Source organism: Cylindrospermopsis curvispora GIHE-G1 (genome assembly GCF_014489415.1).
In the GTDB taxonomy this organism is placed as follows: Bacteria; Cyanobacteriota; Cyanobacteriia; order Cyanobacteriales; family Nostocaceae; genus Raphidiopsis; species Raphidiopsis curvispora_A.
In genome coordinates, this window is the sequence record NZ_CP060822.1 from 2,013,159 (window position 1) to 2,028,538 (window position 15,380).

The following is a 15,380-nucleotide window of genomic DNA, read 5'->3' on the forward strand; positions in this document are numbered from 1 at the left end:
ACTACCTAGCCATCTACCAAAAACTATGACTGCCAAAGTAATTAGTATCTGTAACCTCAAAGGTGGAGTGGGTAAAACCACTCTAGTAATGACCTTAGCAGAATATTTAGCAGGTGACACCATATATGACAAACGGGTGCTTCTGATTGACTTGGATCCTCAAACTAATCTCACTAGTGCTATGATGTCGGAAGATGTATGGGAGTGGGAATATGACCAAAAGGGTTTAACTCTACCTTTCTTACTGAAAAATGTCGATTACTTCCTGGAAAAACCCCATAGTACAAGGTTCATTGTTCAAGACCACGTTTCTAATGTCAGAAATAAAAACTCTTTTAACTGTCTGCATTTAATTCCTAGCAGTCCCAGACTATTTGATGTTCAAGAGTACTTACCAGCTAATGCTGTAGCTATTTTACATAACATTCTTACACCCTTAAAAGAACAATATGACTATGTTCTCATTGATTGTCCACCTAGCATCAACAATGTGATCAAAAGTGCCTTCTACGCTAGTGATTTTTGTTTAATCCCCTGTGTACCCAGTCGCATGTCAATTCATGGTCTGGAATTACTCCTGGAAAAACTCAGACTATTTAAAAAAGAATATGACCATCATATTACTCCTATGGGTACCATCATCTCCCGCTATAATGGTACTAATTCTCAAACACACAATTTGAATTTTATTACTGTTAATCCTCTATTACCTCCCACTTTTACGATCAAAATTCCAGAAAGATCGAAAATAGCTGAAGGATTGGATTTTGACCAGCAGTTAACCTATAAACAAAAATATGGTGATGTCCATGAAACCATGATAGCGCTAGCTAAAGAGTTTATGTACAGAGTGGATAACAGCACTGTTTTTCAATCAGTGATTGCCTAATTACTTGGAATCACGGCTCTATCAAAAACACGGTTACTTGTATCAATAGCGTTAATTTCCATCCTATCTGCATAAACATCATAAGCAGCAAAACTCAAATCCCTAGTAGAGTATTCTGTCCATGGGGAGCGACCAACGGGACGACTTCCCGCACCTGCACCGCAAATCAGATAGGTTGTGCCATTAATGGGTTTAGTTCGCTCATAATGATGTTCGTGACCGTTAATGTAAAGTTGAACTCCATACTTTTGAAATATGGGGGTGAAGGTTTTGATGAAATTGGCATTGCTCCCATAAACACCAGAAGCATAAATTGGGTGATGACCAAATACAATCTTCCAAACAGCTTTGCTGGAGTTTAGTTCTTTATCTAACCAAATTAGTTGATTTTTCCAGTCCGCATTGCCATTGGTATCTAAAGCGAAAAACTGAACGTTTTCTCGGGTGAAGGTATAGTATCTCCCTAACATGTTAAATTTGGGATAATTCACTTGAGGCACACCATTATCGGTTCTAATGTCGTGATTGCCCAAGCAAGCATGAAATTTCACGCCCTTTTCCAGTAAGGGTTGATAGGGACGTTCAAAAACTGCTTCTACTTTCTCAATTTCCCCATTGTTATAAATGTTGTCTCCAGCCAAAATAACCAGGTTGTAGGGTTTTTTTTGATGATATTCATTCATCGCTTTTGCTACTGCATACTGTCCTTTATCTCCTGTCCCCGTGTCTGCTACGGAAACAAATCGCAGTAATGGGCCCTGATGTTGGACATTCCCCGCTATAGCAGTCTTGGGGTTAGCATTTTGACTGTTTTTGTTAATCAGGTTTTTGCTTACAACAGTTAATCCTAGTGTACCTAAACCGCATAGGAGAAAAAATTCTCGTCTTTTCATAGCCATAATGTCGGTATATGTTAGTTAGTGTTCACACATTTAATTATGTCCCAAGATAAAAAGCCTAGGTCTAAACAACAATTTCCAGTAATGGACCTATCACGAGTGTACCATAAAAAACCGCCATTTTGGAAAATTTTAATTATTCAGGTGCTGCGTGGGACAATAGGAATTCTCGAGAGGATGGTAACTAGGTTGGAGACTTCTTCTTCTACGACTCCAGAAAAAGGAGATCTCCTACTATGGTTTGTTCGCAAATGGGATGGGTTTTTACGGGGGTTTCGTCTGTTTTTACCTTCTAAGGTGGCTAATAATGTATCCGATGGTTTCTTAACTCTTATTTTTGCCTTTCTTGCACTGTTGGCAATTGGTGCTACAGCAATTTCTCTGATTTCCCAAATCGGTTCTCAACCAGTTCCCCAGTTAGTTCAACCACTAGCTGATTCTACTGTTGAGGGCAAATCTCAACCCCAGTTAGTTCAACCACCAGCTGATTCTACTGTTGAGGGCAAATCTCAACCCCAGTTAGGTCAACCACCAGCTGATTCTACTGTTGAGGGCAAATCTCAACCCCAGTTAGGTCAACCACCAGCTGATTCTACTGTTGAGGGCAAATCTCAACCCCAGTTAGGTCAACCACCAGCTGATTCTACTGTTGAGGGCAAATCTCAACCCCAGTTAGGTCAACCACCAGCTGATTCTACTGTTGAGGGCAAATCTCAACCCCAGTTAGGTCAACCAGTAACTGCGTTTATAGAAAAGCAGCTAAAAGAAATCACCGCAACAAGTATAATAAGCAAAGATAAACAAAAAATAGAGCTGGAACTTGTTCAATCAATTAAAATTAACTTCCGTATAAGTGAGATAGTTATAAGGATAACTAATGCTTGGTATAAATTAGAATCTTCACAACAAGAAAAATTAGCAGCAAAAATATTAAAGAGCTGTCAAGAAATGGACCTGATTCATGTAAAACTTGTTAATGCTCAGAGTCAAGTAATTGCCAGAAGTCCGGTAATCGGGACGAAAATGGTCTTCTTCCAATTTCCTACTTCATAGGATATAATAGTCCCGGATCCTTAATTTTCTCGCAATTTTTTTCAAAGACCACATTTTTACGCATTGGCAATTTATGACCCAAACCTTCCAAGTAGAAATCAACCATCAAGGGAAAAAGTATAACTTAGAAGTTCCTCAAGGTGAAACCATATTGTCTGTTGCTGACCAAGCACAACTAGGCCTACCTTCTTCCTGCCACGCAGGAGTATGTACCACTTGTGCGGCTTTAATTACAGAAGGGACTGTTGACCAATCAGATGGTATGGGTGTAGGAATGGAACTCCAAGCACAAGGTTATGCTTTGCTTTGTGTCGCTAGACCTCTTTCAGACCTAAAAATTGAAACGGAAAAGGAAGAAGTGGTCTATCAAAAGCAATTTGGTACAGCCAACTAACAACCGATAATTAATATTAATAATTAATAACTAATTAACAAATAATGGCCGTACTTTAGTAGAATCAGTACCGTAAATCAATACCTTTACCAACATGACTACCCATTTCATTACCGCTGAAGTAGATCTGCAAGAAACCCCGGCAGAATTACAACAAACCATTGAAGCAGAAATAAAAAAACAAGGTCAACCCCTCCGCTGGGCTGTAACCTCTGTAGATACCACAAGAGAAAAAGCAACCGTGGAAGCGGTGGTCACCCGTTAACCTATTGGCTTGATCTGATGGAACGCCCATACACCGCAGTTCTTATTATACCAACTGGCATAGGCGCTACTATTGGTGGTTATGCAGGTGATGCCATACCATTAGCTAGGGTCATGTCACAGGTATGCGATCGCCTGATTACCCATCCCAACGTACTAAATGGAGCAAGTCTATACTGGAACATATCTAATTCCTACTATGTAGAGGGATACGGTTTAGATAAGTTTGCCTCTGGAGAGTGGGGACTACGCCCGGTGCGTAGTAATAGAATAGGGGTAATTTTAGACAAAGCCATAGAGCCGGATTTAATGCTGCGGCACTTACAAACGGTGGATGGTGCCAGAGCGACCCTAGGTTTAAACATTGTAGACAGTATAGTTACGGATACTTCCCTAGGGGTAGAAATAGGTGTATCAGCCTCTGGAGTAAGTTGGGGAACTATATGTAACCCAGACAGTTTGTTGCGGGCGGCGGCAAAATTGGTAACTACAGAGAAAGTAGAAGCCATAGCAGTAGTGGGGAGATTTCCTGATAGTATAGAGGGGGAACGGGGCGAAAAATATCGTCAGGGGAAGGGGGTAGACCCAGTAGCAGGTGCTGAAGCTGTAATTAGCCATTTATTGGTGCGAACTTTTAAAATTCCTTGCGCCCATGCTCCAGCTTTAGCAACATCCCCACCCGAATTGGATTTATCACCTCTTGCAGCTGCTGAAGAAATAGGTTATACTTATATGCCATCTGTTTTAGTGGGCCTGAGTCGTGCACCCCAATTTATTACCAGTGAAAAAAACAAAAGTTTACCTGGGGATATTTGGGTAGAGGAGATTGACGCTGTCATATCACCTGCGGGTGCTTGTGGTAGTAGTCTGCTCATGAGCTTAAGTCAGAAACAGTGTCAAATAGTCACGGTTACAGGCAATGAGACACTAATCACCGTACCTGCTGCATCTCTAGGAATCAAAGCTACACAAGTATCCTCTTACTTAGAAGCAATAGGTGTATTGGCAGCCCATAAAGCGGGAGTAGATCCCCAAGCATTATTAAGAGAATAAATATCGCCCATTTTTTTATTTTTCCCAGCCGTTTGCGATAACTAATTAATACCCGTGGTAGAGCAACAAAAACAAGAACCAGAGATTCCAGAGCTTTCACGCACCCAAGTTCTAATAGCCATGGGACTAACAGCCATTATCCTATGGACAGTTGCCAAACTGTGGTTAGGGTTTGGAGATGTTATTCTATTTAGGTTGTACTGGCAACCCACACACGTAGTTTGGGGTTTAGGATTGGGTTTGGGCATCACTATTTTCAGCAGTTTAGCCTATCGGCTTTCTTCTGATTATCGAGAAAGTGCTGATTATTACCTTCGTATGGTACTTAAACCCTTAGTTTTACCTGACTTAATATGGTTAGGACTGCTACCCGGTTTAAGCGAGGAATTATTGTTTCGTGGTGTAATGCTACCAGCTTTAGGAGCAGATCATCTGGCGGTGATAATTTCCAGTCTTTGTTTTGGAGTTCTGCACCTCACTGGTGCCAAACAGTGGCCCTACGTGGTGTGGGCAACAATTATCGGCATAGTTTTATCCTATGGTGCCCTGTGGAGTGGTAATTTACTAGTACCCATTGTAGCGCACATTTTCACAAATTGGCTGGCTAGTTATTTGTGGAAAAGATGGCAAATGGCAACATAGTACAGGGAGGAAGTCGCCGAAAGACACGAGGAGGTGCCAACGGCGATTTCAGCTAAAAATCATCTATTAAACTGCTTAACCTATCAATCACAGGATCAGTTTTTTCCACTGGAACAGGTTGGGAAACAGATGGGTTAAAAACGCCCAAGCTTACTGGTGAAACCACAGATTGGCCCTGATTGACCATGTTGGCCAGTTGGGCTACCTGTTGACTAAGTTGCAGAATATGAGATTCCCTGGCAAAAAAACGCTGTTCAAGCTCCTTGACCTGACGTTGTAACTCACTGATTTTTTGATCTGGAGACAGGGGGATTGTAGCACGGGTGGGCGACTCCAACACACACAGGTACTGCGAAAGAGTTTCCTTACACAAGTCACTAAAAGTCTTGCTGGGGTTTGCCTGCAAATAACTTTCCACCTGTGCTAGTAGACTCTCGTCGCTAATCCCAGGATTAAAAGTTACAGATTTAACAGTCTTTTTTGACCACTGGAACATTGTTTTTATTACCTAGCAACGCGACTAGCAGATAATTGGGCTTCACCATAAAGATATTGTCCCAAAGCATTAGCTTCGCGAGAGGGAGCAGCCAAATAAGCGTTAATTCTCGCCTCTTTGAGTAATCTTTGTATATCCGCCCAGAAGAACTCGCCGCCACCACCGGTGATAATTACATCGGTCACCCGGTCTGGCAACCAAGCTAACACACGAGAGCAAATTTCTCTAGAAAACTGCTCCGTCAAGTTGGGGAGGAAATCATCCAGATTAGTTGGCTTAGTAGCACCTTTAGGACGATAAAAACGTTCACCTTTTGGTTTGTTCACAGCAGAAATAAGTGCTAAAGACTGGCTATCAGCACCTTCAATTTCGCCTGCAACTCTCTGATAGAATTCACTCATACCAAAATCTTCACTTAGGGAAAGACCTCGAGCAAAGCGAAAGTGATCAACCATGATTAGGTCAATAGTTTGATGACCAATATCCACAATTCCCACGGAAATTGTGGTTAAATCAGGAACTAATGGACTCTTATTTGGTTGAGACTCGGTCCACAAAAGACTACCATAGCCCTCTGGCATCACCCAAACCTTAGTTATACTAATATATAAGGAATCACCACGAAAGTTAACAATATGTTGGCCAGTTAACAAGCTAATTAACTGTGCTTTCTCCCTTTCAAATTGTTCTAGAGAAAGGAAGGGTAGACCCAAAATCACGGAAATTTCGTCTTGTAGCTTGAAATAACCAGCAGCAGCTAATACTTTGATTAAAGCATCCTCTACTTTGGATTTGCCAACGCCCAGATTCGCACCGAAGTCTGCTGCTAATTGACCGACTGCATAGCCACTCCCTTGATACTCCAACCACAAATCCATGAGGGGATCGGCAGTCTTACCTTCAAATACTCCACTACGTATCTGTTCTGCGGACATGTGCTTAACATTGGCGGGAATAAAAGCTACAGTTCCAGGTTCGCGACTTACGCAGGTTTTAGTGGAGGTTCTACCCAAATCAACACTGAGAATATTTTTCCCAGAAATGCTGGTGGGCTTATGAGTAGGGCTGATGCTGGATACAGTTGGTTTGCTAATACCACTATTCATAGGCACAGCGGCCAAATTAATTGGATTAGCTGCGGAGGTTGGTTCTGTCATGAAGGCTCCTGTTTGTTGACTTAGTGGATCATTTCTATTCAGATTTATCTACGGATCTGTTGACTTTTGCGCTTAAATACCCAAAGAAAAAATAATACTAATATACCAACCAAAACAATTTTGGATATGGGGTCTATGTATTTTTCCACAAGTTTATACTGGGTTCCCAAGAGGTATCCTGAATATGTCAAAAAGCCAACCCATACTGCACTACCAAGGGTGGTATACAGCAAGAAAGGCAACATGGTCATGTTGGCCATTCCAGCAGGGATGGAAATCAAGGTGCGGATTCCCGGTACTAAACGACCTATAAGAACTGCTTTGCCACCCTGTCTATTAAACCAGGTTTTAGCCTTGTCAATATCATCGCTAGATATAGCCAACCACTTACCATATTTTTTAGCCAGTTTTTTCAACTGTTGTTCTTGTAACAACTTGCCTGGATAGTACCATATAAGAGCACCAAGTGTCGAGCCCACTAGTCCCGAAAAAAACACACCAATGATATTCAGTTTTGCTCCTCCTGGTTGATAGGGACTGGCTGTAAATCCTGCCAATGGCATAATCAGTTCCGAGGGTATAGGAGGAAAGAGATTTTCTAGGAACATCATCATAGCAATTCCTATATATCCTAGAGAGTTAATTGTGTTGGTAATCCATTCAAGCATACTGAATTATTTGTAAGTGTGTCCTTGGTGGTTGATGGGGAATTAGGTTAATATGTCTCCCATTCCCCAGTGGTAAGTTTAGTCCATAGCCATTCCTAAACGCTAGAGGTTAGGGATTGGGACACAGATTCAGATTGCCATTCTAAGGGATTCCAAACTCTTTCTTCCACGGCCATTTGCTCAATTAAACTGGCCAGTCTCAAAGCTTTCAGAGCTTGTTCACCACCCACAGAGGGCTGATTACCCCCACGTACACAGTTGACGAAATGTTCCAACTCGGCACTTAAGGGTTGAATGTTACTAGTATAGACTTTTTCTATGATGCCATCTTGTCTATAAAGGGTCTGACGCTCGTTCTGGGGATTGGTATTTTGTCGATGAATAAAAATTTCATTGTTGAGAAAATCAGCTTCTGTAAATGAATTTTTGCAATGAGCAACGATGCGGCGAATTTTTCGGTGGGTGACCTTACTAGCTGTGAGAGTGGCCACAATGCCATTGGCAAACCCTAGGGTAGCAGTGACGTAATCTAAATATCCCGAATCTAGTGAACGTGTGCCATTAGCTGTTAATTTGACTACTGGCGAACCAGCTAACTCTAGCAGCAGGTCTATGTCATGTATCATTAGGTCTAATACCACTGATACATCATTAGCTCGACTTGAATAGGGGCTCATCCTATGGGACTCCAGTGCTAAAACCTCCTCGGTTTTCAACACCTGGCTTAGTTCTCTAAAAGCTGGGTTAAATCGCTCAATGTGTCCTACCTGTAAAATACATTGGGACTGGGCGGCAGCATTTACTAGAGATTCTGCTTCAGGAATGCTCGCGGCAATAGGTTTTTCAATTAGTACGTGGATTCCAGCAAGCAAACAGTTAATGCCTACAGCATAATGAAGTCTCGTTGGCACCACTACACAAACAGCATCTACATGGGGTAACAAATCACAGTATTCTTCAAAAAATCGAACTTTATATCTGCTGGCAGTTTCTATTCCTCTCTCAACGTTAATATCAGAAACCCCCACTAGCTCCACATCTTTCATGGAACTGAGCAACCGGGCATGATGTTGACCCATGTTACCCACCCCAATCACCCCCATGCGAATTGCACGCGGTTGGGTGCGTTGTGAGTATAGGTTTGGTTCCGCAACTGATATACTATTGTTGTGCACTATTGTTTTCTCCTCAACCACCAAATTAAAAAATGCTACGGCTGTTGGCAATTATACTAAACTGTCAAACATTATCCGTGCAAAACCATCCAAATGGTAACATAGTAGCCCAGTTTATGAAGAATTTTAAAATTTTTAAAATTTATGTTTTTTATGTTCAATTCCCGATTTACCCTAAAAGTTGCTAAAAATTGATTATGAAAGCTGTAATTCTTTTGTCCGGAGGTTTGGATTCATCTACGGTCTTATATCAGGCTCGTGCGGATGGTTATGAATGCTATGCTATTTCTTTTGATTATCATCAGCGACATCGGCGAGAGTTACAATCAGCTATGTCTATCGCCAAATCCTTAGGAGTGGTTGAACATCAACTGGTCACTTTTGATTTACGTTCTTGGGGGGGATCAGCTTTAACTGATAATTCCATACCTCTCCCTGAGAATCGTCCCCTAGACCAAATGTCAGGGTCTATTCCCATCACTTATGTACCCGCCCGGAATAGCATTTTTTTGAGTTTTGCTCTCGGCTATGCTGAAGCAATCGGGGCTGAACGGGTATATATAGGTGTTAACGCTTTAGATTATTCTGGCTATCCTGACTGTCGTCCTGATTATATCCACGCCATGCAGGAGGTGTTCCGTTTAGGAACTAAACAGGGTCGGGAAGGAAAACCTATTGATATTATCGCACCCCTGATTAATCTGACTAAAATCCAAATTATCCAGTTGGGTAACCGTTTAGGTGTACCCTGGGAATTAACTTGGTCTTGTTATACTGGTGGGGAACACCCCTGTGGTGTCTGTGACTCCTGTCAGTTACGTTGGGCAGCTTTCCATGAATTGGGTCTAAAGGACCCAGGTGTGTAGTTAATTTTGTTGTAATTAAGTGCGCCCTGCTGGAATCGAACCAGCCTGAAGACGAATTAGTTACCTAAATTACCCAATTACTCGGATAACTCGGCTGCAAAACCGTGCTTGCGACTTTCACCGCACACGGCTTCAAGCTACACCCAATATCTCTTTTTGAGATACCGTCATCTCTTGGTGACTTTCATGACAGTGATTATGTACTACTGCCTTGTTTTCCTTTCTGTTGTTGTTCTTATTTCCGTCTATATAGTGGATTTCAAGGTAGTCCTCAACTGTTAGGTTTTGTCCACATAAGTAGCATTTACCCTCTTGTTTTGTTATTCCGAACTTGATGTCTTGAGGTGTTTCCGGGTGGTCAGCCATTCTTTTCGTCCAATAGACCCAATCTCTGTCATAGGGGCTTTTTATTCCCTCTACTTTAATGTGTTGGGCGTATGGGAACTCGTATAATGTGGGTACTGTGAAGAGAGTGTTTCCTTCCTTCCACCCGAAAGTACTAGTCTTTCTTGGTGTTTTATGGAATATCTTCTTGCGTATGTACCCGAGACCGTCTTTGGCAAATCTTTTTCTTCCCCAGTTTAGATACACTTTATCTAGCCTGTGGTTTTCCAATTCCCCAAAGGTTTCCCAGGAGTGGCTACCTGACTTGAAGTAGTTTGCCCAGCTTCTGATTATCCAGCTCAACCGCTTGATCATCATCGGGGGGTTTTTGTCGTGTCCCTGATTTAGAGTTTCTTTGATGTCATTCACAAATCTTTCCACGGACTTCTCCGATGGTTTGATTTTAGTTAACATTCCCGGAAATTCGCCATTGACTTTTTCATTGGATTTGTACTTGCCTATTTTATAGGTTCTGATGTTAAATCCAAGAAAGTCTAGTCCTGGTTTTTCCCCGTTGTATTCCTCCATGGTGTGACACATCCTGATCTTTTGTTGATTTAGGTTTAACCCTATTTCTCCTAACCAGGTCTCTACTTCAGTCTTTGCTGCTTTGATGGTTTCCTCTTCCCAGTGTAGTACCAGGAAGTCATGGGCATATCTTATAAATTTAGCCTCCCCCATCTCCTCGACCTTACCTTGAGCCTGATTGGCACTTAGATATGGAAATTTCTGGGAAATGTGAGTTTCTAGTCCGTGTAGTGCAATATTTGCCAAAAGAGGCGAAATGACTCCTCCCACTGGCACACCTTTTTCCATTGGATGGAACACCTCGCCTATCATTACTCCGCTTTTCAGCCATGCTCTGATTTGGCGCTCCATTATGGGGAAGGTGTTGCACTTTTCAAGTATTGTCCCATGTTTTATTTTGTCAAAGCAACCACTAATATCCACACTTAGGACATATATAGTTCTTTTACGGACTTGGCTTTCAATGGCGCTGATGGCATCATGACAGCTTCTCCCTGGTCTAAACCCATAGCTATTGGGTTCAAATTTTGCTTCCCATTCCGGTTCTAGAGCCATTCTTGCTAACGCCTGTTTAGCTCTATCCTCCCTAGTTGGAACTCCTAGATTTCTCGACTCTCCATTTGATTTGGGGACTTCTACCCATATTAATGGACTTGCCTTTCCGTCTAGTTCCAGGTTTTTGGCTAGTTTGATCCCTTCCTCACCATCTGCTGTTTTTTTACCCTTGTTATCCTGTGTGACCTTTTTGATTGCCAATAGTTTGGCGCTGTAGGAATTTATTAGGATTTTCTGATATTTAACAACAGAAATTTTGTCACCATTTAGAGATGCTTGATAAATCTTGGATTGCAACCGGGACACTTTATATTGGATTTTACTCCAGTCTAAACGTGTCCATACTGCTTCTTGAGCTTTAGTCATCGGCTTTTATCCTTGATTTACCTCAAATGTAGCCACTTACCTTTTGGCATATTCCACCCATTACAGGTAGACTTTGGCTTGAGGTAAGTTCCTTCCCAACTGTCTTAGGACTTTGACCTAGCCTCCTTATAAAGGTTCACAAGACAGTTAGTTCCCAGTCTTTATTCACCAACCATTATTGTGTTCACTTAGGCTCCTACTTTCTACGGTGTGGTCTGGAAGGTCAGAATTCCTATCACTCAACATAGGGGTTACTCCACTTGCCACATTGAACTTTTGTTCGCAGTGTGTCAGTCCATTTCACTGCTGTATTTGACCGTAGTTCTCACGTAGGTTCACTTTCGTTAGCCATATGAACTCCCTTTCCTTTGCTTTGAGCGGACTCTCTTAGCGTTGGATTTGTGTACTTGCTTCCCCCCTCTATTGGGTCAGAATAGAGAGGTGTACACTGGAGTCACCATCTGACTTGATGGAGGGACTTTCACCCTCATGGATGGAGTTGAGACTGTCGCACTGAGTTCGTTGCCTCCCCAATCGGCCAAAGGCGCTAGTTGCTTGAAGTTCAAACCAACTCAAACTAACATAGCATAGTTTTTAGAATTTTACGCCAACCAAAAAAAAATTTTTCGTTTAGGCTGGAAATCGCCATTAAACAAGGTCTGACAATGATAACAACAAATTCAACTGCAGTTCTAACTTTAATTTTGGTGGCCCTAATGCTGATGACAGGTTCAGTTAGTGCCTTTTTGGGTTTTTCTATGGGAAGCTCCGCTCTCAAGGGGGTAACATCACCAGATGGTCGTCCCACATCTAAGTTAATTAGTAGTAGGAATAATGATTTGCAAGCTGTCCCCATATCTTTTTTACAAGAAGAGGATATAATTAATCAGGTAAAAAAACGAATAGAACAAAACAAGACTAAAAATAATCAAACAAAAAAGGTCGAGGAAGAGGAAGAAACCGTATCTACAAAAGATAAATCTCAACAAAAAGCACAAGAACTTCCAGAGGAACCCCCACAGCCAGGATTTCCCGTGGTGGCTGAAAGTGAGGGTGTAAATATGTCCGTACGGTCAGCTAGTTATTCCGGTGGTCAACTCATACTCAAGATCAAAATGCACAATCAGTCTAATGAATCTGTGAGATTTTTATATAGCTTTCTAGATGTCACAGATGATAAAGGTAGAGTTTTAACTGCTACTACAGATGGTTTACCCGCCGAGCTGCCAGGTAACAGTCCCATATTTACGGGTAAGATTAGCATCCCTGCCGCTTTACTTAACGATGTGAGTAGTTTAACCTTGTCTCTAACAGACTACCCTGCTCAAAAACTCAAATTACAGCTGTCTGATATTCCCGTAGAAAAATAAGCAAAAAGAAAAAATCAACACCAGATTTCATCTAAGATAGGGAGTTGCGAGCAGTCTAAAATTCTCATGAAAATTCTTGTACACGAGCTTGAGAGGTGATCACTTTTCCCCAGTTAATTTGGACAGATATAGGATTAAAATTGTTGTCAATACTAATTTTGATAACAATTAATGCCTTTTTTGTAGCAGCAGAATTTGCTATGGTAACCGTGCGTCGAACCCGGATTCATCAACTGGTTCAGTCTGGTGATGCACCTGCGATCGCAGTGGAAATGTTACAACGTAGTATTGATAGGTTGCTATCTACCGCTCAATTAGGTATTACTCTTTCTAGCTTGGCTCTAGGTTGGATTGGAGAAAGTAGCATTGTTCCCCTCATAGAAGCATGGCTACAATCTCTTTCTTTACCGGGGAATTTGGGCAATGTAAGTAATGTAGTAGCTCATTCTTTATCAATTCCCCTGACATTTTTTCTGATTGCCTACTTGCAAATTGTTTTGGGAGAATTATTCCCCAAATCAGTTGCCATGATGTATTCGGAAAAATTTGCCCGTCTTTTAGGCCCTTCGGTTAAAGCTATAGTTAGATTTTTTAGTCCGGTAATTTGGATTCTCAACCAATCTACCCGCCACCTACTAAAATTATTTGGTGTTGAGTACACAGGTCAAAGTTGGAGACCTCCCGTAACACCAGAAGAATTGCAATTAATTATTTCGACGGAGCGAGAATCAACTGGGTTAGAACTAGCTGAAAGGGAACTTTTAAACAATGTCTTTGAATTTGGAGAAATCACCACCCAATCGGTGATGATCCCTCGGACAAATATTATCTCCCTACCAGAAGATGCTAGTTTTCAAAAACTTTTGGAGGAAATAACATCTAGTGGATATTCTCGCTATCCCCTCATTGGTGAGTCTTTAGATGATATTCGTGGTATTATCTATTTTCAGGACTTAGCCACGCCCTTATCCCTGGGAAAAATGAACCCAGAAACAAAAGTCTCGCCCTGGATGCGTTCTCCCCGCTTTGTCCCAGAACAAACCTTGGTCAGCGAATTATTATCAATGATGCAACGGGAAAAATCAACTATGGTGATTGTGGTTGATGAGTTTGGTGCTACAGCAGGTATGATCACCATTGGGGATGTTATTGAGGAAATTATCGGTCATGCGGGCAATTCTTTAGCAAATGAGGGAGTAGCAATTCAAAGATTAGAAAGGCAAAGTTTTCTAGTACAAGCACAGACAAATTTGGAAGAACTCAATCGGTTCCTAAAAATTGACTTACCGCTTGCACGAGAATATCAAACGTTAGGTGGGTTTTTATTGTATCAGTTACAGAGAATACCCAGTAAAGGAGAAATATATGTCTATAAAAATCTACAATTTACCGTGGTTTCCGTTAATGGTCCTAGGTTACACCAAATTGAAATCACCACTAAATCACCAAAAAGCAATGAATCCAGCCGATCGTAAATACAACATTTATCTACAACCATTTAGCTGCTTCCTTAGCATGATAGGTCAGAATCATATCGGCACCTGCACGCTTGAATCCTATTAGAGTCTCCATCACAACTCGCTGCTCATCTATCCAGCCATTTAAAGCAGCTGCTTTTACCATAGAATACTCTCCAGACACATTGTAAGCTGCCACAGGCAAATTACTAGCTTGTTTAACCTGCCAAATAATATCCATATATGCCAAGGCTGGTTTTACCATCAGCATATCAGCACCTTCAATAATATCCAACTCTATTTCTTTGAGAGCTTCTCGGGAATTAGCTGGATCCATTTGGTAAGTGCGTCTGTCACCAAATTGTGGTGTGGAGTCTGCGGCATCTCTAAATGGACCATAATAGGCAGAAGCATACTTAGCAGCATAGGACATGATGGGAATATTTTCAAAACCTGCTTCATCTAAGCCAGCGCGAATAGCTTGGACAAAACCATCCATCATTCCAGAAGGAGCAATAATATCAGCACCAGCTTGAGCTTGAGAAATTGCAGTTTTTTTCAACAGCTCTAAAGTGGGATCATTTAACACTCTTCCCGTTAAGTCTCCTGTTTGTAAGTAACCACAATGACCATGACTAGTGTACTCACACAAACAAGTATCCGTGACCACGATTAAATCTGGAACTGCTTGTTTAACAGCAGTTGTTGCCTTTTGCACAATACCACAATCATGCCACGCACCAGTAGCATCTATATCTTTGTCTTCAGGTATACCAAATAAAATAATTGCTGGAATTCCTAAATCATAAACTTCCTTTGCTTCTTCCACAATTTTGTCTATGGAGAGTTGATAAACCCCTGGCATGGATTTTACCTCATTAGCAATACTTTCACCAGGAACAGCAAACAAAGGATAGATTAAATCACTTGCAGTTAAGACTGTCTCACGCACCATTCGACGTAATTGAGGATGGGTACGTAGACGACGGGGACGATGGGTGGGAAACATAAAACCTAATTTGATCTCAGACAATGTGGTGGACATACAAAAAACAGTCACAAACACCATAATCGGGTCTGGGACTTTCAGCCAAAATAAAAACAGTGCTTAACTGTGTTTGCCTCACTGCTAATCAAGCTATGGGGCAATTTTGTATTTTACAG

16 protein-coding genes are annotated in these 15,380 nt (G+C 41.5%); 9 read left to right on the forward strand and 7 right to left on the reverse strand.

The features are described from left to right. Positions 1–25: 25 nt before the first annotated feature. A complete protein-coding gene (locus IAR63_RS08980) occupies positions 26–889 on the forward strand; it encodes a ParA family protein (RefSeq protein WP_187705016.1) in 864 nt (287 codons plus the stop codon). Here the strand turns inward: IAR63_RS08980 and IAR63_RS08985 are convergent. Then, positions 886–1,782: a metallophosphoesterase gene (locus IAR63_RS08985; protein ID WP_407927157.1), complete on the reverse strand. Its 897-nt coding sequence runs from the start codon at positions 1,780–1,782 to the stop codon at positions 886–888. The two genes, IAR63_RS08980 and IAR63_RS08985, sit on opposite strands and share 4 nt — an antisense overlap. Before the next feature lie 45 nt (positions 1,783–1,827). On the opposite strand from IAR63_RS08985, the gene IAR63_RS08990 reads away from it, so the two are divergent. From IAR63_RS08990 to IAR63_RS09010, 5 genes are all read left to right on the forward strand, one after another. After that, a complete protein-coding gene (locus tag IAR63_RS08990; protein ID WP_187705018.1) occupies positions 1,828–2,841 on the forward strand; it encodes a hypothetical protein in 1,014 nt (337 codons plus the stop codon). 73 nt (positions 2,842–2,914) lie between these two features. After that, complete coding sequence (locus IAR63_RS08995; RefSeq protein ID WP_187705019.1) at positions 2,915–3,235, forward strand: 2Fe-2S iron-sulfur cluster-binding protein; 321 nt, start codon at positions 2,915–2,917, stop codon at positions 3,233–3,235. A gap of 94 nt (positions 3,236–3,329) precedes the next feature. Further along, on the forward strand, positions 3,330–3,500 hold the full coding sequence (locus tag IAR63_RS09000) for a hypothetical protein (RefSeq protein WP_167379316.1): 171 nt from the start codon (positions 3,330–3,332) through the stop codon (positions 3,498–3,500). 17 nt (positions 3,501–3,517) lie between these two features. Beyond that, entirely contained in the window at positions 3,518–4,552 is a 1,035-nt protein-coding gene (locus IAR63_RS09005) for a DUF3326 domain-containing protein (protein WP_187705020.1), read from the forward strand. Between the two features lie 54 nt (positions 4,553–4,606). Next, positions 4,607–5,194, forward strand: a complete 588-nt coding sequence (locus IAR63_RS09010) for a CPBP family intramembrane glutamic endopeptidase (protein ID WP_187705021.1) — start codon at positions 4,607–4,609, stop codon at positions 5,192–5,194. Positions 5,195–5,246: 52 nt separating this feature from the next. Here IAR63_RS09010 and fcmC read toward each other — a convergent pair whose 3' ends face one another. The 4 genes from fcmC to IAR63_RS09030 form a co-directional block, all read right to left on the reverse strand. Next, entirely contained in the window at positions 5,247–5,690 is a 444-nt protein-coding gene (fcmC, locus tag IAR63_RS09015) for a filament morphology membrane protein FcmC (RefSeq protein ID WP_187705022.1), read from the reverse strand. 8 nt (positions 5,691–5,698) lie between these two features. Further along, entirely contained in the window at positions 5,699–6,847 is a 1,149-nt protein-coding gene (gene fcmB, locus IAR63_RS09020) for a filament morphology actin-like protein FcmB (protein WP_187705023.1), read from the reverse strand. 44 nt (positions 6,848–6,891) lie between these two features. After that, a complete protein-coding gene (locus tag IAR63_RS09025; protein WP_187705024.1) occupies positions 6,892–7,515 on the reverse strand; it encodes a DedA family protein in 624 nt (207 codons plus the stop codon). Between the two features lie 95 nt (positions 7,516–7,610). Beyond that, complete coding sequence (locus tag IAR63_RS09030; protein ID WP_187707421.1) at positions 7,611–8,675, reverse strand: Gfo/Idh/MocA family protein; 1,065 nt, start codon at positions 8,673–8,675, stop codon at positions 7,611–7,613. A gap of 212 nt (positions 8,676–8,887) precedes the next feature. On the opposite strand from IAR63_RS09030, the gene queC reads away from it, so the two are divergent. Continuing rightward, positions 8,888–9,556, forward strand: coding sequence for a 7-cyano-7-deazaguanine synthase QueC (gene queC / locus IAR63_RS09035; protein WP_187705025.1), 669 nt, complete (start codon positions 8,888–8,890; stop codon positions 9,554–9,556). Positions 9,557–9,688: 132 nt separating this feature from the next. Here queC and IAR63_RS09040 read toward each other — a convergent pair whose 3' ends face one another. Beyond that, on the reverse strand, positions 9,689–11,389 hold the full coding sequence (locus tag IAR63_RS09040) for a reverse transcriptase domain-containing protein (RefSeq protein WP_187705026.1): 1,701 nt from the start codon (positions 11,387–11,389) through the stop codon (positions 9,689–9,691). A gap of 668 nt (positions 11,390–12,057) precedes the next feature. On the opposite strand from IAR63_RS09040, the gene IAR63_RS09045 reads away from it, so the two are divergent. Together IAR63_RS09045 and IAR63_RS09050 are read left to right on the forward strand one after the other, a co-directional pair. Continuing rightward, positions 12,058–12,759, forward strand: coding sequence for a DUF3157 family protein (locus IAR63_RS09045; RefSeq protein ID WP_187707422.1), 702 nt, complete (start codon positions 12,058–12,060; stop codon positions 12,757–12,759). A 95-nt stretch (positions 12,760–12,854) separates the two neighbouring features. After that, a complete protein-coding gene (locus IAR63_RS09050) occupies positions 12,855–14,234 on the forward strand; it encodes a hemolysin family protein (RefSeq protein ID WP_187705027.1) in 1,380 nt (459 codons plus the stop codon). A gap of 13 nt (positions 14,235–14,247) precedes the next feature. Here IAR63_RS09050 and hemB read toward each other — a convergent pair whose 3' ends face one another. Further along, positions 14,248–15,225 carry a porphobilinogen synthase gene (gene hemB / locus IAR63_RS09055; RefSeq protein ID WP_096547734.1) on the reverse strand — a complete coding sequence of 326 codons (978 nt, stop codon included), beginning with the start codon at positions 15,223–15,225 and terminating at the stop codon, positions 14,248–14,250. Positions 15,226–15,380 lie beyond the last annotated feature (155 nt).